Source organism: Dermacoccus sp. SAI-028 (genome assembly GCF_004346775.1).
Classification (GTDB): domain Bacteria; phylum Actinomycetota; class Actinomycetes; order Actinomycetales; family Dermatophilaceae; genus Dermacoccus; species Dermacoccus nishinomiyaensis.
On sequence record NZ_SMFS01000001.1, the window covers coordinates 136,418 to 158,419 of the forward strand.

The window sequence follows — 22,002 nt, forward strand, 5'->3', positions numbered from 1 at the left end:
TGCAGAGCCTTCATGACCTGGCTTGCCATCAGGCCTCGTCCTTACGACCCCGGGTGTCCTCGGCCAACGGTTCGCGGTTCAGTCGTTCGCGGCGGCTCCGCCAATCGGGCAGTTCTCGATCCATCAGTTTCGTGAACCGTTCGCCGTGTCCCCGTTCGAGGTAGTGGGTCATCTCGTGGACGACGATGTACTCCACACAGTCGGGGTGCTTCTTGGCGAGCTCAGTGTTGAACCAGATGTGCCGGGTTTCTCGGTTGCACGAGCCCCACTTCGTCTTCATCCGTCGGATCGACCACTTCGGCACCGACAGGCCAAGTTTGTCCTCCCACGTGGCAATCACGTCGGGTAGCACGTGGCGTAGCTGTTCGCGGTACCACCGATCGAGGGCAGTGCGGCGTTGGGCGCTGTCACGCCCCGGCGGGATATAGAGCACGAGACGGTCGCCGTCGATCTCAAAATGAGTGCCTCCGGGGCGCTCGATGGTCTTAAGTCGATACCGGTTGCCCCAGACGTAGTGAGACTCTCCGGCGACCATCTCGCGCTCGGATTGCCGCTCCGCGTCCTTGAACTGCTGGCGCTGTTGCTTGATCCACGGCAACCGCTGTATGACGGCTAGCCGTACAGCGTTGTCGTCAAGTCGAGTGGGCGCGGCCACACGGACTCGACCAAGCGGCGGGTAAACGCCGATGTGCAGGTTCTTGATGTCCTTGTAGATGACGTCAATGTCGATCCCTCGGACGGTCAGGTAGGCGTTAGCGGTATTCATCACGCGCCTTTACAAGATCGAACAGCTCATCCAGGCGGTCAAATCCGTCAGGCAGCACTCGGGCAACGGCGCGGCGCACGACCTTTTCCTTCATAGCGTTGCCGACCCAGTTGTGTGGCTTCGACGTCCTAACCGCAGTATCGACATCAATCGCCAGGGCCTTGTCTGGGAAGCTGAAGTCGATCAGGGCTCGCTGCGCTCCGTTGTGTACCCACTCCGGGTATGCCTGGTCAGATCCCTTGCTGCCGAGTTGCTTCGCGGCATCGAGCAGTGACGCGAGGTACTGCTTGTAGTCGATTGCGGCCTTGCGGCGAGCCTCGATGATCGAGTCGAGCAGGGCGCTCATCTTGTCGTAGTACGCCGGGTTGGTGGCGTGCTCGTCGATGATGACTTTGCGCATGTTGTTGGTGATCGTTTCGGCGACGGCCTCGGGATCCTTCTTGATGCCCGTTGGCAGCGTGTCGATCGCTCCAGCACCGAGCTTGACGATGAGGTCGGCCAGTCCGACGTTGTCGAACTCGGACACCACCTCGGAGTCGTCGGCTTGGATGTAGGTGTCGAGGAGGTGGCGCATGCCGGCTTCGTACTGCTTGAAGTCGACATCCTCGCCAGCGCCGAGCTTGACCTCAGCCCTGACGTCAACGAAGTGGGCAACCTCGTGCTTGATGGCCGCAGCCTCGGCGTCGGTGTAGCCGGCTTCGGTCATCTCGTTGGCGAGGTTGGCGTAGCAGCGAGTGACGGCAGTGACGGCTTTGTAAAAGGCGACGCGCTTCTGCTCGTTGTTCTTCAGGAGCTCGCCGTCGGCGTCGACGGTCGCGAAGTAGCGCAAGTAGTCGACCGTGTTCTTCGGATTCGGCACCGGCTCGACGAGCGCCCGCACAGCTTCCAGCGCCTCGTCCAGATCTTGGCGCGCTTTCTCAACACGGTCAGAGAGCAGACCCTCGATGTCCTTCTTCTCGTACCCGTCGAGCGCACCCGAGGTGTAGTCGGTGATCGCATCTTCGAGTGAGTTGAACAGGTCTTGGTAGTCGACGATGTAGCCGTAGTCCTTGTCGTCGCCGTCGAGTCGGTTGACGCGGCAGATGGCTTGGAACAGCCCGTGGTCGCGCATCTTCTTGTCGATGTAGAGGTAGGTGGCGCTCGGTGCATCGAAGCCGGTGAGCAGCTTGTCGACCACGATCAGCAGGCGCATCTGGCCTGGGTTCTCGACGAACTGCTTCTTGACCGCCTTCTCGAACTCCTCGACTCGGGTGACGGCGACGTCTTCGGGCTGGTCGAAGTAGTCAGCCAGCATCTTGCGGTAGGTGTCGTACTGGCGGATCTTCTCGGTCTTACCCTCGCCGGAGTCTTCCTTGGAGATGTCGCTGGCGTTGGGAGCGTAGCTGGTGACGATGGCGCACTTGCCCTTGAAGCCACTGGCCACGAACAGGTCGTAGAACTTGCACGCTTGGTAGATGCTGGCTCCGACCAGCATGGCGTTGCCGCGCCCGTTCATCAGGCGGGGTTTGGTTTCCATGTCGAGCAAGATGTCGTTGACGATCTGCTTGGCTCGAGGCTCGCTAGAGACGACCTTCTGCATCGTGCCCCAGCGCTTCTTGAGTTCGGCTTTGCTGAGGTCGGTCATGCCCTTGGTCTTGATGTCAAACCACTGGTCGATCTTCTTCGGGCTGGTCAGGTGCTGGTCGATGTTGCGGGCTTCGTAGCGCAGATCGAGCACGACGCCGTCCTCGACCGCTTCGTCGAACTTGTAGGTGTGGATGAACGAGCCGAACGTCTCGATGCTGGTGGCCTTGTCGGCCTTGAGTAGCGGCGTACCGGTGAAGCCGATGAACATGGCACCCGGGAGCAGCTGCTTCATGGCGGTGTGCATCTTGCCGGACTGAGTGCGGTGGGCTTCGTCGACGAAGACGAACAGGTTGCCCTTGGCCGAGAAGTCCTTCGGGATCGAGGCGCTCAGTTCCTTGATGAAGTCACCCGCCGCCTCGTCCTGGTTCTTGTCATTGTCAGCGGCGCGGAACTTGTGAACGAGTGAGCAGATGAGCCACTCCTGGGTCTTGTTGAGCGTGTCGATCAGGTCGGCGCCGCTCTTGGTGCGATAAATCTGCTCGTTGACACCCTTGAACACGCCCTCAATCTGCTCGTCGAGTTCCGTGCGGTCGGTGATCAGAAGGACGCGGTTGGCTCCGTCCTGTTCACGGATCCACTTGGCCAGCCACACCATCGTCAGGCTCTTGCCCGAACCCTGGGTGTGCCAGATGATGCCGCCCTCACGTTTGGCGATTCGCTCCTGAGCGGCCGTCACGCCGAAGAACTGGTTGTGCCGAGCCGTCTTGCGAACGCCAGCGTCGAAGACGGTGAAGTCGTGGATCAGTTCGAGAAAGCGGGCCTTGTTGCACAGTTGCAGCAAAGCGCGGTCAAGCGGACCAGCGACATCGGACGGCTCCTTCCACGCCAGCCAGTACTTCTCGGGTGTGTCAATAACCCCGTAGCGCAGCCCCTCGACGTCGTTGCCAGCGAAGACCAGCTGCACCGTCGAAAAGAACGGCCGGATGAACTGCTTGTCCTGGTTGCCGAGTGTCTGCCGGATGCCTTCGGAGACACCGACATACGAGCGCTTCAGCTCGATGATGGCGAAGGCGATGCCGTTGACGTAGAGCACCACGTCGGGCCGCTTGGTGTGCTGGCCGAGCACCGTGACTTCCTCGGCGACGACGAAGTGATTGGCGTTCGGATCGCTCCAGTCGATCAGCCAGACCGTCACCGTTGGGTCGCTGACGCTCGGCTTCACCTTGACGCCGTAGCGCAGCAGTTCGTAGACCTCGCGGTTCGCCTCGTACAGGCCGTGGCCGGCGCTGACAGCGGCAGCTTTCTTGAGTTGGTCGATGGCGCGGGAGATCAGGGGGTCGGAGTAGCCGCGCGCTTTGAGGTTCTGGGTGAGCAGCGCCTCTTCGATGTTCGAGTTGCCCTGGCGGTACTCCCAGTTGCCGCCGTACTCGTAGCCGAGCTGCTCGGTGAACAGCTTGACGACACGGTCCTGCGTCTTGCGCTCGATCTGGCCGACGTCACTCATGCTGATGCCTCCGTCTGAGACTGGTCGACCCACCGTGCCAGAACACTCAGAGCAGCCAGGTACTCCAGCGCTTCTTGCTCTGACAGTTCCTGGTCGGACTCATGTGTCAGTGGATTACGGATGCCCGCAAACACGCCTTCCGCGAAGGTCATCGCGCCCCGCTGGACAGACTTGTAGGTGTCGCTGCCGTCGTCCTTCATTCTGCGGAGCCGCGCCTTGCCGGGCTTGGCGTCGTCCATCGAGAACGCTTGCTTGAACAGGTCGGTCTCGCTGACATCGCGGCGTCCCACCTTGTTCTGTGTCTCGGCGTTCAACTTCTTGATGGCGCCCTCAACAGCCTCACGGTAGTGACCTGATTGCCAGAGAGATGATGCTCCGCTCCAGATCCACGGGTGCAGCTCGGCGGCTGACAGCTCGGGTGCGCTTTCGCCGAGGTTATGCCTCAACTCCGCTGCGCGAGCCAGGGCTTCACGCGCTCGTAAGGCGGCCTCACGGTGCTGGCGCCACCGATCACCGACGGGCGACGCCGGGACCGTCGCTCGCCAGCGGGGCGTGATGCGCTCAAGGATCTGCTCAACGACCTGCGATTTTGCGGCAATTTCGCCCTCTGATGCCGCGTACCGCATGCCAACGACACCCGGCGTTCGAATCGGGACCCTCGCGGATTGTTGTGCGAACGTTTCGAGTTCCTCCATGGCCCATTCGGCGTTCATAATCCCGACTCCATGGGTAGGCGAACGCGGCCAGTCAGAAGTTGTTGCATCATGCCGGTCTTCATATCCTGCGCCTTCGAAAGGCGAACGCGAAGAGCTTCGATCTCTCGTTCTGAGTCATGCAGCGCCTCAGCGATTGCGTTCTGTTCAGCAACGGCGGGAAGCGTAAGGGTAATGCTCGAAATGTATGATCGAGTCGTTGCCAGGACCTTTGTTCCGGCTGCTAGGCGCAGCAACTGGCCGCGGAACGACGGGATAAACTGCAAGTATGCTTTGAACCCGTCAGCAAGAACTGACTTATCGAAACGTGCGGCGATTGTGTGAAGTCCAGGCACGACACCGGTGCCAGGCGCGTCTGCGATCTCGATGGACTTGCCGACTCCTGCAGGATCTTCCGACGCGTCTGCAAACACAAGGTCGCCACGCCGAAGCTGGCCGGCACGAGCGGCAAGGCTCGCGCTTGCACGAGGCATTTCCTCGATTCTAGCGTCTAGCAAAACGCTGGAGCGAGTATGAATATCACCATAGTGGAGGTATTTCAGTGGTGAGTTAGCATCAAGTTGCGCGCGCGAGAGCGCCACTGTCTTCACATAGGTCACGTGATTGCCGAGACGGATCTCTGACCACTCGGCGTTGAATCCTGGCAGGCGGGTGCGGCCAGTCAGGAGCTGCTGCATCATGCCCTGCTTGATCGCCTGCTTCTTGACGATGAGGCGCTCGAGGGTAGCGATCAGCGAGTCAGCATCGGACAACGCTCGAGCAATTGCCAATTGCTCGAGCTTCGGGGGTGCGGGTATGAACGTGAGTTTCGCGTTAGTAATGGTGTAAGTGCCAACCGTCGACCCACCCGAATTGCTGAACACTTGATCAAGGACGAAAGGCGTCTCGAACAACTGCTTTAGGTAGGAACTATTCACCGTGCTTGAAGCTTTTAGCCAAATGATATTCCCATCTTTGAAATAGAATTCATCTCCATCTTGAACCACGTACGTCTTTCCAAGCGTCCCGACGCCTGTGATAAGAAAATCCCCGGGTCCTGGTGCCCCAAACGTTCGCCGATAGTGGTCGAACATCTCGCGGTCGATGAACAGTTCGTTGTTAACCGTACCTTCGGCGCCGAGAACAGCAAGTTCTCGGGCTCGATAGAACGGGACTCCTGATGTGCGCCAATCTCGCTGGAACACACGTTTACTCGAGGTGATCGTGAAGTGGTCACCAAGTTGGACGAGTTCCCAATCATTGGGAAGTGCTACGCCGTTCACGACTTCACCCCCATGTCGGACAGGTGACGCGCGACCTTCGACTCAAGCTTCGCGAGTTCATCGTCAAGATCATGGGCGGTCGACGCATACCGTTCACCAAGTTGCTGGATGCGCGCGACGAGGTGGAGCGTCAGCGCATCAGCCTCGCGAGAGACGCGACCTAGAACTGACTTCAGCCACTTGTCCTCGAGCACCAGCGCCTTGACGTCCGTCTCGGTCAAATCGGCGTACTTCTTGAGCGTTGCGGTGTCGAGTGCTACCTGAGCGTCCTTGGCTGCCTTCTTGGCCGCAGCTTCGGCGTTGACGAGCTTCAGCGCTGCGTTGGCGCAAGCCAGGGTCTCGGCATCGTGGGAAGCCTTCGCGTCCTTCACGACGGCGGTGAGGAGTTGCTTGGTGTAGGCGCCCTTGTCGTTGGTGGCTTCGGCCAGCAACGCGTCGTCGATGCCATGTTCCTCGGCGTGCTCGGTTGCAGCGGCCGATGCCGATTCACGGTCGGCGTTGAGCGTGTCGACCTTCGTTTGCTCGTCGGCGAAGTAGCGCGCCACGATCAGTGCTGGTGGCACGAGATCCATTTTGTACTTCTTGGCGGTCTTGCCGGTGCCGACGGTCAGGTCAGGTTCCTCGGCGAGCTTCCGATCTTTGTCGGTGATCGCCAGCCGCCGCTTGGCGGCGTCGAGCCACCCATCGCGCATGATCAGTGACACGTCGTCGTGCATCGTGTCGTGCCAGTAGCTCATGAGTTGCTGGTACACGGCGTACTCGTCAAGCAGCGCCACCGGCTTGAACCGCTTGAGCAGGTCGTCGCCGAGAGTAGTGATGAGGTCGTTCGGCACCGTGGCGGCGTCGATGGTTTCGAACGCGTCGCGGTGTGCCTCGAACCACTGCACGACGTGGCCGCGTGCCTTGTCCTTGAAGTTCTTGAACTCCGCCGAGTCGAGGACGATCTGCTGCACTTGGGCGACTTCGAGCTTGAGGTCGGAGTAGCCGGGACGGTTGGCGACAAACAGTTGGTCGCGCAGCGATGGGAAGGCGTCCCAGTAGGCGCGGAGCAGGTCAAGGTCGTGGTTCGGGATGCCGCCGTGGATGTGGGCGTTGAGGTCCTGCAGGTCTTCGGGTGCGGATGAGTCGATGTAGCGCGGGATGTTGAGGTTGTAGTCGTTCTTGGGATCGGCGATCTCGGCCATCGGCACCATGTGGGAGAAGCGGTCGATCTCGACCTGACGGTTGAAGGTGTCGACAATCTTGTGGATGTCCTGGTCGCGCAGACGGTTCTTGTTGCCGTCCTTTATGAAGCCCTTGGATGCGTCGATCATGAAGACACCGGTTCTCGCCTGGGCGTTCTCCTTGTCGAGCACGACGATGCAGGCAGGGATGCCGGTGCCGTAGAAAAGGTTGGCCGGCAGTCCGATGATGCCCTTGATGAAGCCCTGTTTGAGCAGTTTGGTGCGGATGGTGGCCTCGGCGTTTCCGCGGAACAGCACACCGTGCGGGAGGATGATCGCTGCCTTGCCGCGCGACTTCAGCGAGGTAAGGGCGTGCAGAAGGAACGCGTAGTCACCGTTCTTTTCTGGCGGAGTACCGTACTCAAAGCGTCCGTACTCAAGGTCGAGCCCGTTGCGCCAGGACTTCACCGAGAACGGGGGGTTCATGACGATGTAGTCGAAGGTGTCGAGTTGGTTGCCGTGGGTGAACTGCGGGCTTGTGAGTGTGTCGCCCTTCTGGATGTCGGCGATCTCGTTGCCGTGCAGGATCATGTTCATCTTGGACAGCGCCCAGGTGGCGTTGTCTTTCTCTTGGCCGTAGATGGTCATGCCGCGCGGCGCTTCAGCTGCGGCCTTGAGCAGCAGGGAGCCTGAGCCACAGGCCGGGTCGTAGACCGTTTCGTCTTGCTTGGTCTCCTTGTTGATACCGACAACCTTGGCGAGGATGCGTGACACCTCAGCTGGCGTGTAGAACTGCCCCTTGCTCTTGCCCGACTCGGTGGCGAAGTGGCGCATCAGGTACTCGTAGGCGTCACCGAGTAGGTCGTCGCCCTCGGCGCGTGAGCCACGGAAGTCGAGGTCGGCGAAGATCGTCACCAGCTTGGACAGCCGGTCGACCATCTCCTTACCGTTGCCGAGCTTTTCGGGAGCGTTGAAGTCGGCCTGGTCGATGACGTTGCGCAAGTTGTTCGCCTCGGCGAGTTTGCCGATGATCTTGTTGAATTTGTCGCCGATCTCAGCGTCGCCCTTGGCGGCGAGCATGTCGTCGAACGATCCGCCCGCGGGCACCTCGATGAGGCTGTTCTTGTCTACCTTGGCCTTATCGGAGACGTATTTCACGAACAGTAGCGTCAGGATGTAATCCTTGTACTGACTGGCGTCCATGCCGCCGCGCAGCTCATCGCACGATTTCCATAGCGATCTGTAAAGATCAGATTTCTTTAGTGCCACGGTTGTCGTCCTTTGCTATCAGTCGGCTATTGTTAGCGCAGCTGGGATATAAGATTATGACGAGTCCTGTTGAGGATACAGCAGGTATGGGTGATGCTGCTGAAGGTGCATCATCGGGCGTTCTGCTGGTCGCGTGACTGATTCTTCCACGTGTCGTCGTCCGACCCGGCCGCTCCCCCAATCAACAACGCCCGCCCCCGGGGCATCGGGACCTGCCGTTGTGGGCAGTCAGGGCAGAGTCGACCCTTCACCGCTCCATCGTTCGCCGCGCACGAGGTGCTTCTGAACGCGAAGAACAGCACGGCGACGGGGATGGTCGTGATGAGGGCCGTAGCCATCTTCAACGGGTACTGCGTACCCGCCCCCAACCCACCGGCCGTCAGGTCGGCCAGGCCGGTGACGAGCGTCTTGTGCTCGGGTGAGCTCGTCGTCACGTGGACGTGACCGAACTCGTCCCACGACCCCTGGAACGACAGGATCGTCAGAGTGATGAGCGCCGGGCGCGCCATCGGCAACACCACATACCAGAACGTCTGCAACGTCGGCGCACCGTCCATCCGAGCCGCCTCCTCGATGCTGACGGGCACCGTGTCGAAGAACTGCTTCATGAGGAACACGCTGGCGGCGTCGACCATGAGCGGCAAGGCCATCACGCTTTACGTGTCGTAGATGCCGAGGTATTTCACCATGGGGAACTTCGGGATGAGCAGCGCCACACCAGGCACGGACATCACGGCGAGCAACGCGCTGAACACTGCCTTGCGGCCCCTAAGTGCAGCCGTGACAACGCATACCCGGCCAGCGAGTCGAAGAAGACTCGCCCCGCCGTGACACACACCGTCACGAGCATCGAGTTGCCGGGCCACCGCGTGATCGGCAGCGAATTGTCACCCGAACCAAAGATCGTCTTCCACTGCAGGAAGCAGATCGGGCTCGGGATGAGGGCCAGCGGGTGCGCGCTCGCCTCCGCGTCCGTCTTGAACAACGTCGCTACCTGAATGACGAACGGGTACAGGTAAATGCGCGCGGTGATGGTCAACACGACCTACATGACGATCGTGCGGGCCGGCAACTTGCGGCGCCTTGTCGCATGGGGCGTCGCCGTCTCGGTGATCGCCGAACTGGCCGGGGTGGACGTCAGAGCCCTCCATTCAGGCGGCGACGGCGACGGAATAGTGGCTTGTCCTCATCCATGATGCGCCGCTGCAACCACGTGAGAACGACGATGATGAGGAAGATGACGAACGCCCTCGCGGCACCGACGCCGAGCGTTCCGCCACTGAACGACCGCCCTACCCGACCCCTGCCGTCCTCAGGCCTGGTCGGCTGCCTCTGCCGCCGCCATCATCGCCGCCGGCCTTGGGCTGGAGGTCGACGTGCCGGCCCGCCGTGTGACGGTTCGTCCGGCGACGGGCGCACCTTTCGGAGCGATACAATTCGAGGGTTTGCGCTTCGCGGGGGAGACGTTCGGCCTTGCCGTCGACGCGGCCGGGGACGTCAGCGTCAGCGATCTGCCCGATGACGTGACGTTCGAGGTGCGTTGACGCCGCCAAGCCCCTGCGCCCGCCCCGACGTGCCACAGTTGAGACATGAGCAACGACCCGGGTTACGGCGGCACCTATCGTCACGCCGCAGGCTATGCCCCATGCGTCAGGGCCATACGGGGCGCGCCCTGACGGCTACGCAGCGGCGGGAAACGGCCACCACGGCAGCTCTCCGGCCGGCGACGACGGCTACCGGGCCGACGCGCCCTACATCGACTCGGCCGGCGCGACTCACGGGGGACGGGCCGCGGGCGCCGACCAGCCGTACCCGTACTCGCCGTACCCGTCGAGCGGGCCCTCCGGTCAGGGTTCGCCCGGGTACAACCAGGGCCCGTCATGGCAGGGCGGCTACGGTCATGGCCCGAGCGGCGCGCCGGGTTACGACCAGCAGGGCAACGGTGCGTGGCAGGGGCCGACCGCCCAGCGGTTCCCGGGCCAACAGCCCCAGGGCTACGGGTCGTGGCAGGGCCCCGTGCAACCGGGCGTCGCACACGGCCAGATGCTCTACGCGTCGGGCCTGATCGACCCGATGACGGGCGAACCGCTCTCCGACAAATCCAAGATCGCCGCCGGCCTGCTGCAGCTCTTCTTCGGCTACTTCGGCGTCGGCCGCTTCTACATCGGTGACACGCGAACCGGCGGCATCCAACTCGCCCTCGGCCTCATCGGCCTGTTCGGCACGCTCATCCTCGTCGGCTTCCCGATCCTCGTCGGCGTCAGCATCTGGGCGTTCATCGACGCCATCCTCATGCTGACCGGCTCCGTGCGCGACCCCTACGGCCGCAAGCTGAACTAAGTCACCACCGACGAGTAGCGTCGAATCATGAGCGCTTCGAGTCAGCCCACCGCCCCCTGGGGCCATGCCCGCACCGTCACCGTCGACGACCTGACGTTCGACGTCGCCACCGCTGGCCCCGACGACGGCGCGCCGGTGATGCTGCTGCATGGCTTCCCGGAGTCGAACGCCCAATGGCGTTCCGTCGCAGTGCAACTCGCCGACGCCGGCCGCCGCGTCATCGCCCCGAACCTGCGTGGCTACTCACCCGCCGCACGCCCCCAGGGCGCTGAGAACTACTCGATCGACGAGCTCGTCGGCGACGTCATCGGCCTGCTCGACGCCCTCGACATCGAGCGCGCCCACCTCGTCGGGCACGACTGGGGCGCCACGATCGGGTGGTTCGCCGCCATCCGCCACCCCGAGCGCTTCACGACGTACACCGCCGTCAGCACCGCCCACCCCAAGGCCATGCTCGACGCCATCGCCACCGACGAATCCCAGCGCGACGCCATGCAGTACATCAAGACGTTCCGCGAACCCGACGCCGCCGAACACCTCATGGCCGACGACTGGCGCCAGCTACGCGAAGGCTGCCACGACCTGCCCCGCGCGACGTTCGACGAACACGCCCGCCTCCTCGCCGAACCCGGCGCACTCGACGCCGCCCTCAACTACTACCGCGCCTACGGCCCCCGCGACGCCGCCGACCTCGGCCCCTGCACCATCCCGACGACGTACGTCTGGGGCGCCGACGACTTCGCCTTCGGCCACACCGCCGCCCACCTCACCCATGCCTACGTCGACGCCCCCTACCGCCTCGTCGAACTCAAGAACACCGGCCACTGGATCAGCGACCTCCACCCCGAACCCCTCGCCGCCGCCATCCTCGAACGCATCGACGAGGCCCACGAACGCTGAGCTGGCGCCGTCATCGCCGCCACTCGAAGGGGCCGGCGGAGGCGCGCGCTCGCCCGACGGGTCTGTGTGCTCGCTCGACGTGCGTCGAGCGGACACCCGCGACGTATCCCGTCGAAACTGACGGCAGACGGTCCCGTCGTCCACCGCCCTGACGGCGACCGATACGCCCACGACACGGCGTTACCCGCCAGTTGGAACCGATGAGCTCCCAGGTTCCTCTAATGTGTGGATCAAACGGGCTCTTCACGAACGAGGGTGTAGTCGGTTGAGCGCGTCGGTGGCCGGGTAGGGGTCGAGGTCTCCCGGATGATGGAAGTTCTTCACGCTCGCCATCCCGAAAGACCTCGACGTGCTCCACCCTACTTTCGCGACCCCTGACCTGACCACGTTCTGCCGCCTCGACGAGCTCGGCCTCGTCGCCGTCGGCCAGCTGATCGAGCCGGATCGGGCCACGATCGAATGCCGCGTCGTCGGGGACGACCCGTGGTGTCGGAAGTGCGGTGTCGAGGGCGTGCCGCGGGACACGGTCACGCGTCGACTGGCGCACGAGCCGTTCGGGCACCGGCCGACGATCCTGCTGGTGCGGGTGCGCCGGTACCGGTGCGGACACTGCCGGCGCACGTGGCGGCAGGACATGACGCGGGCAGCGGCGCCGCGTGCGAAGATCTCCCGCGGCGGCCTGGAGTGGGCGCTGCGGGGCATCGTCATCGACCACCTCACCGTCACCCGCGTCGCCGCAGGTCTCGGGGTGTCCTGGAGTGCCGCGAACACCGCCGTCCTCGCGGAAGGCAAGCGGCGCCTGATCGACGACCCCGCCCGGTTCGACGGGGTCACCACGATCGGTGTCGACGAGCACGTCTGGCGACACACGAGGCTGGGCGACAAGTACGTCACCGTGATCATCGACCTCACGCCCGCGAGGAACAAGACCGGGCCGGCGAGGCTGCTGGACATGGTCGAGGGCCGCTCCAAGGCGGTGTTCAAGCAGTGGCTCGCCGCCCGCCCTGCGGACTGGGCGAAGCGGATCGAGGTGGTCGCGATGGACGGCTTCGCCGGGTTCAAGACCGCTGCCGCCGAGGAACTCCCCGACGCCGTCCCCGTCATGGACCCGTTCCACGTGGTCCGCCTCGCCGGCGACGCGCTGGATGTCTGCCGGCGTCGGGTCCAGCAAGACACCACCGGTCACCGCGGGCTCAAGGGCGACCCGCTCTACAAAGCCCGCCGCACCCTGCATACCGGGGCTAGCCTGCTCACCGACCGGCAGCGGGCACGCCTGGACGCAGTGTTCGCGAGCGAGGAGCACGTCGAGGTCGAGGCGACCTGGGGCATCTACCAGCGCATCGTCGCGGCCTACCGGGAGCCCGACAAGAAGAAAGCGAAGGCGATGATGCAGGAGGTGATCGCTGCGATCAGCAGCGGCGTTCCCGCGGTGCTCGTCGAGGTCCGCAAGCTCGGCCGGACCATGAAGCAGCGGGCGGGCGACATCCTCGCGTTCTTCGACCGCCCCGGCACCAGCAACGGCCCGACCGAGGCCATCAACGGGCGACTCGAACACCTCCGCGGCTCCGCCCTCGGCTTCCGCAACCTCACCCACTACATCGCTCGGTCGCTGCTCGAAGCCGGAGGGTTCAGACCCGCGCTACACCCTCATTCGTGAAGAGCCATCAAACGTCCGTGGCACGGGAGGAAAACCGCGATGTCCAACTCGAACGACGACCTGAACGAGCAGCCGACGCAGATGGCGTCGGCCGGTTCGCACGAGCAGGCCGGCGAGGGCCAGTCGACCTGGCAGAGCCAGGGTCCAGGGTCAGCAGGGTCAGCACCAGGCAGGCGGGCTCGGCGGGCAGTTCGCTGCCAACGAGGGCGAGACCCGCGCGATGCCGCACAACGCCTCGAACGCGCAGGGCTCGAACGGGTACGGCCAGGCCGCCGGCGGCCCCGGCCAGTACCCGCCGGTTCCCGGCTCCGATCCGCAGGGCGGCACCTACCAGACGTCGGGCGGGCAGCAGGGCTCGAACCCCTCGGGCCAGTACGGCTCGGGTTACGGCTCGGCGCCGCAGAACTCCACGCCCAACGGCCAGGGCGGCCAGTGGAACTCGGCTCCGCAGGGCGCGCCCTACGGCCAGAACGGCCAGGGTCAGCCCGCCCAGCAGAACGGCGGCTACAACTCCTCGCCGCAGGGCTACGCTTCCGGCGCGCAGGCTGGATACGCCAACACCAACCAGCAGGGCGCCGCCTACAACCCCGGCCAGCAGTACAACCAGGGCCAGACGGTGACGCAGAACCAGTACGCGCCCCAGAACGGCGCGACGGCCGACAAGCCCCGCCCCGGCATCGGCAAGACGCTCGGCTGGGGCCTCGTTGCCGCCTCGCTCCTCGCCATCATCGGTGTCTTCGGCACCTGGATGTGGCTGAAGATCGACGCCGGCACGCTCGGCAACTTCAACGCCTCGACGAACGGCATCGGCATGGAGTCGAGCAACATCCCCAACTCCGACTCCGCAGGTGATGACAACAAGGTGACGGACGGCTGGTTCGTCCTCATCCCCGCCATCATCGCCCTGGCTCTCGGCGTGCTGCGGGCGCTCGGCAAGATCCGCAAGCCCGTCATGTGGGCCGGCGCAGCGTTGGGCGGTATCGCCACGGCCGTCGCCGTCTACGACTACTTCGACGTCCGTGACAAGCTGGACGAGGCGAAGCAGGGCGCGAACGGCCTCGCCGGGTTCAGCGCCGGCAGCGGCTGGGGGCTGACGCTGTGCATCATCGCGGGCCTGCTCATGCTCATTACGAGCGTCATCAGCGCCCTGCGCGACTGACGAACACGCGCACCGCAGAGAGGCGCCTCACCCGAACAGGGTGGGGCGCCTCGGGCGTTGTCGGCGAAGATGACGGGCGCTGTGCAACTGTTCCAGCCGCAGCGTCGCCTGTGGACGGTGTCGGCTGTGGATGACGAACGCGCGGCCGGTCGTGGCGTCGCAAGACTGACGTCATGTTTCCCGCACCCGAACCGCAGCCCACGTCGTTGCCGTACCCGCTCCCACCGGCTCACCCGCGCGTAGGCAGCTACGGCCCGCCCATCGACGCACCCCACATGCCCCCGACTCAGAGCTTCGCGCCTGACGCTCGGGGCCACCACGACAGCGGGTGGAACCACGATCAGCCAATGCCCGGCGCCTGGTCTTCGGGCGCATGGTCGTCGGACGCATGGGCCTCAGGGCCGTGGACGCCCGGAACCGTCCCCCCGCAAGCCTGGTCGGCTGGGCCGTGGGCTCCTGGGGAGTGGACCGCGGCGGGGTGGCATCAGGGAAGTTGGCAACCCGGCCCATGGCAACCCCGCGCATGGCCGACGCAGCCCGCATCCGTGCCGCAGCATTCACCGCGCAAGAAGACGACAGCGGGGCTCCTGCAGATCGTCGGTGGCTGGGCGGGCCTTGGCCGGTTCTACGCCGGTGACTCACGCCGCGGCGGCATCCACCTCGCGGTGTTCAGCAGTGGCATCTTCGTGCCCGGCTGCACGATGCTCAGCGTGTTCATGGTCGCCTACGGCGTCATCGACGGCATCCAGATCCTCATCCTCAACGCCCGCGACGACACCGGCCGGTTGTTGAGCGAATGAGGAGGTTGCTGACGACAGCTCAGCGTGCTTCCAGATTTGAGATCAGGGTGCTGACCCGCTCGCGGCGGCCGTCTTCGGAGCCTCGGGGCCTCCGGTGCCGAGCGTATTGGTCGGCTCGGGAGCAGGCGGCGTCGTCGCCGGGGGCTGCGTGGGCGTAGGCGTCGTCGGGGCCTGCGTCGTCGGCGGCGGTGCGGACGTCGTGGTGGGTTTCATCGTCGTGGTGGTCGACGGCGCCGTGGTCGTCGACTTCGTCGTCGGCTTCGTCGACGTCGGCTTCGGTTTGGACGAGGTCGTCTTCGGCTTCGTCGTCGTGCGAGGCGCGCGCGTCGTCGTCGTGCGGGGCGCGCGCGTCGTCGGCGCGGTGCGAGTGGGCGCCGTGGTCGGTGCCACCGTCGTGGCCTCCGCGGTCGGCCGGTTCGACGAGGTCGTCGACGTGCTCGAGGAGGACGACGAACTCGAGCTCGATGAACTCGACGAAACAGACGATGAATTCGACGGCGTGGCCGATGCGCTCGACGCCACCGAGGCCGGGAGCTCGGAGTCGCTGTTGCTGCCGTAGTTCTTCGCGAACATGGTGGCACCGACCAACGCGCCGGCACCGATGATCGACGCCGTCACCACCCCGATGAACGCGCGACGACGAGACCGGTTGGCTTCTTCCTCAGCCAGCAGGTCATCGTGCTCGTCGTCATGCCAGAACGGCTCGTCCTCCACCATCGTCACGAGTCTACGAAGGTGCGACGCCGACGACAAACACGCAGCCGCGAACCTCGTCGGAGGGTGAGTCTGCGGTCCTCGACGTCCGGGACCCGCGCGCGTGCAGGGCACGCGGCCGTGGCGACATCAACGGTGTGTTCGAGCTCTCCGCACCCCTGCGGGGCGAGGATCTCGACACCGAGTCCGACATTCCACCGGGGCGAGCAGTCAGCTCGGTCGTCCAAGCCGCGCGGTCTTCCATGCGGCGCCGGCACTCAGTTCGACGCGAGGTCGCAGATGTTGTACCACCCCTGCAGGTTCGTCTCGTTCTTCTCGAACGACGTGAAGTTCCACGCCACCTTCGTGTACGCGGGCCGCCCGCGGCACGTGCCGAGCTTGGCCGTGATGTACGCCTTCTGCCGCGGCAGGTCGACCATCGAATCGGAGTTCTCGCCGTTCTCGGCGATGCCCGTGGCACGTGCCACCTGGTCGCCCCAGCTGCTCCACACGACGTCCGTCACGTACATCGTGTGGTGCGACGTGATGGCGAACGTCGACGGCTTGACCTTGCCGATGCCATCGGCGATGACCGGGCTGCCCGGCGTGAGAACTTGCTTGCGCCCGAACGTCACACCACTCACGGTGCTCGGCGTGGGATCACCCGGCGCAGGCGGGCGCTCGGAGGTCGCGCTGTACGTCGGCGAACTGCGCGTCGCCGACGGGGATGTCGGCTGCGGCGCCACCGTCGACGACGCAGGCGTCGTGGGGGCGGCGGTGCTCGACGTCGGGGCCGGCGTGGAAGTCGGCGCGCTCGAGGACGCCGCCGTCGACGTGGTGGGTTGCGACGAGGTCGATGACGGCGTGGTCGACGCCGAGGTGGACGCTGTCGCCGTGGACGACGCCGGGTTAGACCCGTCGTCCCACGAACACGCCGTCAGGGCTGCGAGGCCGGCGATGAACGTGATGCTGACGATCCCCCGAGTTCTCATGCTTCAACGCTAGGCCGCTACCAGGCGGTAGGGGGTGCGAAGTGGCCGGGAATTCGGGGTGCGACATCAGCAGGTTCACCATCGAGCCGACGAGCCCGCCACACGGTCGGCGGAACTCGTCGGCTGGACGAGATGCGTCAGGGGGTGACGACGATCTTGCCGCGCGTGTGGCCCTCGCGGCTCTGGGCGAAGGCATCGGCGAGCCGCTCGAGCGGGTAGGTCGCGGCGATGTCGACGCGCAGCGCGCCGTCGTCGACGAGTTGCGCGAGCTTCGCGAGATCCTCGGCGCTCGGGCGCACCCACGCATAGAGCCCGCCATTGAGCGCGACGCTCGGGTCGGCGACCGACACGTGCCGCCCGGCCGGGGTGAGCAGCTGCATCGTCTGCTCCTCGACGTCACCGACGTAGTCGGCGCTCACCGTCACGCCGTCGGGTGCGATGGCGCGCACACGCTCGACCAGGCCGTCACCGTATTCGACGACGTCGTCCGCCCCGAGGCCGCGCACGTACTCGTGGTTGCGCTCGGACGCGGTGCCGATGACACGCGCCCCGATGTGCTTCGCGATCTGCACCGCGTACGACCCGACGCCGCCGGACGCACCGTGCACGAGCAGCGTGTCGTTGGCGTTGAGGTTGAGACGCGTCAGCGTCTGGTACGCCGTCAGCCCGGCGAGGGGCAGCGAGGCGGCCTCCTCGAACGTCATCGACGCGGGCTTGCGGGCCGCGGTACGCACCGGCACGGAGACGAGTTCGGCGAACGTGCCACCGGCCACGACGTCCTTGCGGGCGTACGCCATGATCTCGTCGCCGACGTGGAACTCGGGCGTGTCGAGCCCGACGGCCTCGACGACGCCCGCGACGTCCCAGCCCGGAACGGCGGGGAAGACCGTCATCATGAGCGGGTCGAGCCCGCCCGACATGACCTTCCAGTCGACGGGGTTGACGCTCGCCGCCTTGACGCGCACGAGCACCTCACCGGGGCCGACGCGCGGGGTGTCGAGGTCGCGCAGTTCGAGAACACTGTCATCGCCGTAGCGGGAGTACGTCATTGCCTTCATGCTCGGTTCAATGACATGCGCGGCGCACGTATTCCGTCATGCGGTCGGCAGAATCGTCGATCGCCACGTCGAGCGCGTACCCGATCGTCGTGGCGTGATGTGGCGCGCGCCGAGGCGGCAGGGCGGCACGTCGCACCCCGGCGTCCCGGCGGCAAGGATGAGCGCGGCGCGCTGATGGCGCATCATGGGTACGTGCATGATGACGACGCGACACACGAGTTGCCCCTCCGATCGGCGGGAGAACGCCCGGCCGGGATGGCCTCCGGGGGAGACGTTTCCGGACCGGACACCGCGCCGTCGGACCCGTCGGATCGCCCTGTCCTCGACGTCGGGCTCGTCGTCTCACCCGCAGCGCTGACGAGCGCGACGCTCGCGTCCGACGTGACGGAGGCGCTCGCGGCGAAGTACCCGCAGGTCGAGTGGAACCTCGTCGTCGTCGAAGATCGTCTCGCCGAACCGCCCGTCACGCCCCTCGACCTCATCGAGACGGCACGTGATCGGATGCTCGACGAGAACTGGGATCTCGTGCTCGTCCTCACCGATCTGCCGCTCAAAGACGGGCGCCGTGTCGTGCAGACGCAGCTGTCGCCCGTCCATGGCGTCGGGCTCGTCGTCGTGCCGGCCCTCGGTGTCGTGCAGGTGGCGACGAAAGTGCGCGCCGCGTGCGTGCGTCTCGTCGAGGAGCTGCTCGACTTCGACGAGGACGACACGAGCGGCGACATCGACCGCCGTGCCCGCCAGCGGGCCGAGGACGTCGAGGGGCGCGACGACGAGAACCCGGTGCAGTTCGCGGCGCGCGTGCTCGGCGGCAACGTTGGCGTGCTGCTCGGGCTCGTGCGAGCCAACCGTCCGCTGACGCTCGCGCTGCGCCTCAGCCAACTCATCGCGGTGACGGCGGCAGCCGGCGCGCTCACGCTCATCACGCCCGACATCTGGGTGCTCGGCACGAACTACGGGCCGTGGAGGCTCGGCCTGCTGTCGGTGGTCGCCGTTGTGGCCGTAGCGGTTTCGCTGATCGTCGGGGCGAAGTTGTGGGAACGCCCGCGCCGCAAGGCTGAGCGCGAACAAGTGATGCTCTTCAACGTCGCCACAGCCCTGACGATGACGATCGGCGTCAGCGTCTTCTACCTCGCCGTGTTCCTGCTGGCGCTCGCCGCCGCTTTCCTGCTGCTCGACGGGCGTTCGTTCCAGCAGTTGTCGGATCAGTCGTGGTCGATCGGCAAGATCGTCGAGAGCGCCTGGATGACGGCGTCACTCGCGACGCTGGGCGGCGCTGTCGGAGCAGGCCTCGAGGAGGACGACATCACCCGCGCCGCGGCCTACACGCGCGAGTCGGACGAGGGTTGAGCCTCGCCTCAGTGACGCTCCGACGAACTGTCGAAGTAGCTGATGAGCTGCAGCATCTCGGGCAGCACGTGATCGTCATCAGCGGAGTTCGCCGCGCGCAGCGCACTGATCTCGTGGTGCAGCCTCTCCATGTCGGCGTCGAGGCGGCTGGCCGTGTGCGCCGCCGTCGTCAGCTCCGAGAGAAGGTGCGCGGGCACGTCGCCGTCGTACTTGTAGTAGATCTTGTGCTCGAGGCTCGCCCAGAAATCCATGGCGATGGTGCGCAACTGCACCTCGACGGGCACGGGCTGCGGGCCCGTCGACAAGAAGATCGGCACCTCGACGATGAGATGCAGGCTGCGATACCCGTTCGGCTTCGGGTGCGCGACGTAGTCCTTCTGCTCGAGCAGCGTGACGTCGTCCTGCGCGAGCAACAGGTTGCGGACGCGGTAGACGTCATGCGTGAACGAACAGATGACGCGGATGTCGGCGATGTCCGTGACGCGCGCCCGGACGTCGTCGAAGTGGTGGCAGTCGCGTTTGCGGGCCTTGCGCAGCAGTGACTGCATCGACTTCAGGCGCGTGCTGACGCTCTCGATGGGGCTGTAGCTGTCGGTGTGCGTGAACTCGCGTTGCAGCACGCGCAGCTTCGTCTCGATCTCGTCGATGGCCGGACGGTACGGGACCATGAACTGCTCGACGGCCGCGATCCGCTCACGCGCCTCCTGAGCCGACAGGACGGGACGAGGCATGGGGTGCGAATCGGTCATCGGTGAAGCTCCAGCACATGGTCGGGACGCCCCCAGCGTAGGCCTGCACCCCTGCGCGTGCGCTGAGCAGCCGCTCAACCCTTTGTCAGACCGCGTTCGATCATGCTGCGGGTTCGACGAACGTCATCGCGAACGCGGCTGGGCGGCTCGTATCCGCACACAGCGTCGCGTAGGGGGTGACGGGGGTTTCGGCGACGTCGGCGGGTGACGCGTCGGGCGTCGTCGTCAGCGTGGCGAGGGTGAACGGGTTGGTGATGGTCATGCGGGATCCTTCGAGTCAGGTGGCCGGTCGGCGGCGCGATGGTTCGCGGCTTCGCGTCGTGGCGAGGTGGGGATCCGGGCCGGGCGTCACGGACGCGGGGCGGGGATCATCGAGCGGGGCCGGAGAGATCTCGTCGGCTGCGTGCTCGTGTTCCACTCAACCACACGACGCGCGATTTCATGCCATCGGGGTGCGGCGTGGCGCTGTGCGCAAACGAGCGGTACGGACGGCGCGGGCTCCCGCCGCGCGTGAATTTCTGGGTTTTTTCTGCGGCTCGACGTCTTGTGAGCCGCCGTCGACGGGCGGAGGCTGACGTCGAGGCACCGAGGAGGCCACCATGACCATGACCGGGCTCGAAGCCGACACCGCCACGGCCTACCGCAGGTTCGCCACGAACGAAGCTCGCGGAAATTCGCCGATCTACGAGGCGATCTGCCTGCGCATCGCGGATGACGACGCCGTCCTCTCGCTCATCGCGACGCTGCCTGCGCCCAAGCGTCAGCCCAACCTCGTCCTGGGCGCTGCGCGCTACCTCGACGCGCCGTCCGACGATGCGTCGTCGTTCGTCAACTGGCTGCGCGAGCACTGGGACGAGGTGCGCGCAGTGGCGCTCTCGCGGGCCACCCAGACGAACGAGGTCGGGCGATGCGCGACGCTGCTGCCGTTCATCGCTGATGCGGCGCGTGCAGCGGGCGACGGCCGGATCGCGCTCGTCGAGGTCGGGTGCTCGGCCGGGTTGGCGCTCTACCCCGACCTCTATGTCTATGAGTACGTCGCCGATTCCGAGGCTGGCGAAGACCCCGCCGCCGGTGGCGCTGACGACGAGGGTGTCGACCCAGGCGGCGAGTGCAAAGACGCACCCGCTGGTGGGGCGTTGGCTTCTCGGGGGCGCGAATCCTCATGCGATGACGAGGTGTTCGAGCCGCGAGAGGCGTCGGGTCCGTTCGGGGTTGACGGGGCCGACCGGCCGCTGCTGACGTGCGTGGTCGCCGGCGCACTCGACGAGATGACGAACGCAACGCCGTGTGCGCCGACGATCGCATGGCGTGGCGGCCTCGATCTCAACCCACTCGATGTGTTGTCCGATGACCCCGAGGCTCTCGACAACGCCCGTTGGTTGCGAGCGCTCGTGTGGCCGGGCCAGGACGAACGCGCATCGCGGCTCGCTGCGGCGATCGACACCGTCAGGCGGCACGTGACGTCGCGTCCCGAGGACGCCGCGCACATCGTCCGTGGCGATGTCGTCGACGATCTCGAGGGCCTCGTCGCGCAGGTGCCGGACGAGCTGCACCTCGTGCTGTTCCACTCGGCCGTGCTTGCCTACGTCGACGATGACACCCGCGCACGATTCGAACGTCGCCTGCGCGAGTTGACGCATCGGCCCGGTGGTTTCACGTGGATCAGCAACGAGGCGCCCAGCGTCATGCCAGGCATGCGCGACGCGGTAGCTGCTGCCTGGGAACCACGTGATCTGCAGGGACGTTTCGTGCTCGCCGTCGACGGGCAACCCCGCGCTCTGACGGGGCCCCACGGGCAGTCGCTGACAGCGTGGGATGCTACGAACTGAGCTTCCCCCGTGATGTGGCCGGAGGGGGTGAGAGCTGACGTCAGCTGGTCAGCCGCCTGTGGCTGGCGACCCTGCCTCAACCGCGATTCTTGTCCACATTCGCTCGACCTCATTCGGGCGGGCGCATGGCCCCCGCCCACCTCTGCCTGCGGTGCATCCCAGTCAGCCGGCTCCAGGGGTGCGGACGGTGGTGACGCCGTCGTCTCCGCGTCGGTGATGTGACGAGCGACGGCTG

At 65.5% G+C, this 22,002-nt stretch carries 20 protein-coding genes; 9 read left to right on the forward strand and 11 right to left on the reverse strand.

Going from position 1 to position 22,002, the window contains the following annotated elements:
* Positions 1–28: 28 nt before the first annotated feature.
* The 7 genes from EDC82_RS00685 to EDC82_RS14805 all read right to left on the reverse strand — a co-directional run bounded on the left by EDC82_RS00685 (position 29) and on the right by EDC82_RS14805 (position 9,285).
* On the reverse strand, positions 29–766 hold the full coding sequence (locus tag EDC82_RS00685; protein ID WP_062256639.1) for a M48 family metallopeptidase: 738 nt from the start codon (positions 764–766) through the stop codon (positions 29–31).
* Positions 753–3,836 carry a type I restriction endonuclease subunit R gene (locus EDC82_RS00690; protein WP_131940242.1) on the reverse strand — a complete coding sequence of 1,028 codons (3,084 nt, stop codon included), beginning with the start codon at positions 3,834–3,836 and terminating at the stop codon, positions 753–755. The genes EDC82_RS00685 and EDC82_RS00690 overlap by 14 nt, the downstream gene beginning before the upstream one ends.
* Positions 3,833–4,549 carry a TIGR02391 family protein gene (locus EDC82_RS00695; RefSeq protein WP_131940244.1) on the reverse strand — a complete coding sequence of 239 codons (717 nt, stop codon included), beginning with the start codon at positions 4,547–4,549 and terminating at the stop codon, positions 3,833–3,835. Before EDC82_RS00695 ends, EDC82_RS00690 begins: the two co-directional genes overlap by 4 nt.
* A complete protein-coding gene (locus EDC82_RS00700; protein WP_131940245.1) occupies positions 4,546–5,811 on the reverse strand; it encodes a restriction endonuclease subunit S in 1,266 nt (421 codons plus the stop codon). Before EDC82_RS00700 ends, EDC82_RS00695 begins: the two co-directional genes overlap by 4 nt.
* Positions 5,808–8,243 carry a type I restriction-modification system subunit M gene (locus tag EDC82_RS00705; protein ID WP_131940247.1) on the reverse strand — a complete coding sequence of 812 codons (2,436 nt, stop codon included), beginning with the start codon at positions 8,241–8,243 and terminating at the stop codon, positions 5,808–5,810. Before EDC82_RS00705 ends, EDC82_RS00700 begins: the two co-directional genes overlap by 4 nt.
* A 110-nt stretch (positions 8,244–8,353) precedes the next feature.
* Complete coding sequence (locus tag EDC82_RS14800) at positions 8,354–8,893, reverse strand: carbohydrate ABC transporter permease (protein ID WP_235006264.1); 540 nt, start codon at positions 8,891–8,893, stop codon at positions 8,354–8,356.
* Positions 8,894–8,973: 80 nt separating this feature from the next.
* On the reverse strand, positions 8,974–9,285 hold the full coding sequence (locus tag EDC82_RS14805; protein WP_231729389.1) for a hypothetical protein: 312 nt from the start codon (positions 9,283–9,285) through the stop codon (positions 8,974–8,976).
* A gap of 596 nt (positions 9,286–9,881) precedes the next feature.
* Here EDC82_RS14805 and EDC82_RS00715 point away from each other — a divergent pair.
* From EDC82_RS00715 to EDC82_RS14425, 6 genes are all read left to right on the forward strand, one after another.
* Positions 9,882–10,583 carry a TM2 domain-containing protein gene (locus EDC82_RS00715; protein ID WP_131940249.1) on the forward strand — a complete coding sequence of 234 codons (702 nt, stop codon included), beginning with the start codon at positions 9,882–9,884 and terminating at the stop codon, positions 10,581–10,583.
* A 27-nt stretch (positions 10,584–10,610) separates the two neighbouring features.
* Complete coding sequence (locus EDC82_RS00720) at positions 10,611–11,483, forward strand: alpha/beta fold hydrolase (RefSeq protein ID WP_131940251.1); 873 nt, start codon at positions 10,611–10,613, stop codon at positions 11,481–11,483.
* Between the two features lie 349 nt (positions 11,484–11,832).
* Entirely contained in the window at positions 11,833–13,140 is a 1,308-nt protein-coding gene (locus tag EDC82_RS00725) for an ISL3 family transposase (RefSeq protein ID WP_131940254.1), read from the forward strand.
* A gap of 220 nt (positions 13,141–13,360) precedes the next feature.
* A complete protein-coding gene (locus tag EDC82_RS00730; protein ID WP_006943500.1) occupies positions 13,361–14,299 on the forward strand; it encodes a hypothetical protein in 939 nt (312 codons plus the stop codon).
* A gap of 545 nt (positions 14,300–14,844) precedes the next feature.
* Positions 14,845–15,099: an NINE protein gene (locus EDC82_RS14420; RefSeq protein ID WP_006943521.1), complete on the forward strand. Its 255-nt coding sequence runs from the start codon at positions 14,845–14,847 to the stop codon at positions 15,097–15,099.
* A 94-nt stretch (positions 15,100–15,193) separates the two neighbouring features.
* Positions 15,194–15,658 (forward strand): hypothetical protein, encoded by a 465-nt coding sequence (locus EDC82_RS14425; RefSeq protein WP_160126161.1) that lies wholly within the window; start codon positions 15,194–15,196, stop codon positions 15,656–15,658.
* Between the two features lie 412 nt (positions 15,659–16,070).
* Here EDC82_RS14425 and EDC82_RS00750 read toward each other — a convergent pair whose 3' ends face one another.
* Complete coding sequence (locus tag EDC82_RS00750) at positions 16,071–16,436, reverse strand: hypothetical protein (RefSeq protein ID WP_131940256.1); 366 nt, start codon at positions 16,434–16,436, stop codon at positions 16,071–16,073.
* A 10-nt stretch (positions 16,437–16,446) separates the two neighbouring features.
* Between EDC82_RS00750 and EDC82_RS00755 the strand changes: the two genes are divergently transcribed.
* Positions 16,447–16,797: a hypothetical protein gene (locus EDC82_RS00755; protein ID WP_131940258.1), complete on the forward strand. Its 351-nt coding sequence runs from the start codon at positions 16,447–16,449 to the stop codon at positions 16,795–16,797.
* A gap of 124 nt (positions 16,798–16,921) precedes the next feature.
* On the opposite strand, the gene EDC82_RS00760 is transcribed toward EDC82_RS00755, so the two are convergent.
* The gene (locus tag EDC82_RS00760) at positions 16,922–17,842 is read right to left on the reverse strand and encodes an NADP-dependent oxidoreductase (protein ID WP_062256620.1); all 921 of its coding nucleotides are present in this window, start codon (positions 17,840–17,842) and stop codon (positions 16,922–16,924) included.
* A 192-nt stretch (positions 17,843–18,034) separates the two neighbouring features.
* On the opposite strand from EDC82_RS00760, the gene EDC82_RS00765 reads away from it, so the two are divergent.
* Positions 18,035–19,189, forward strand: a complete 1,155-nt coding sequence (locus EDC82_RS00765; protein WP_235006052.1) for a hypothetical protein — start codon at positions 18,035–18,037, stop codon at positions 19,187–19,189.
* An 8-nt stretch (positions 19,190–19,197) separates the two neighbouring features.
* Here EDC82_RS00765 and EDC82_RS15110 read toward each other — a convergent pair whose 3' ends face one another.
* Both EDC82_RS15110 and EDC82_RS14430 read right to left on the reverse strand, forming a co-directional pair.
* Positions 19,198–19,938, reverse strand: coding sequence for a GTP pyrophosphokinase family protein (locus EDC82_RS15110; protein ID WP_304988589.1), 741 nt, complete (start codon positions 19,936–19,938; stop codon positions 19,198–19,200).
* Between the two features lie 100 nt (positions 19,939–20,038).
* Positions 20,039–20,200: a hypothetical protein gene (locus tag EDC82_RS14430; RefSeq protein WP_156444974.1), complete on the reverse strand. Its 162-nt coding sequence runs from the start codon at positions 20,198–20,200 to the stop codon at positions 20,039–20,041.
* 337 nt (positions 20,201–20,537) lie between these two features.
* Here EDC82_RS14430 and EDC82_RS00775 point away from each other — a divergent pair, with 337 nt between their 5' ends.
* Positions 20,538–21,767, forward strand: a complete 1,230-nt coding sequence (locus EDC82_RS00775) for a DUF2332 domain-containing protein (RefSeq protein WP_131940262.1) — start codon at positions 20,538–20,540, stop codon at positions 21,765–21,767.
* Positions 21,768–22,002 lie beyond the last annotated feature (235 nt).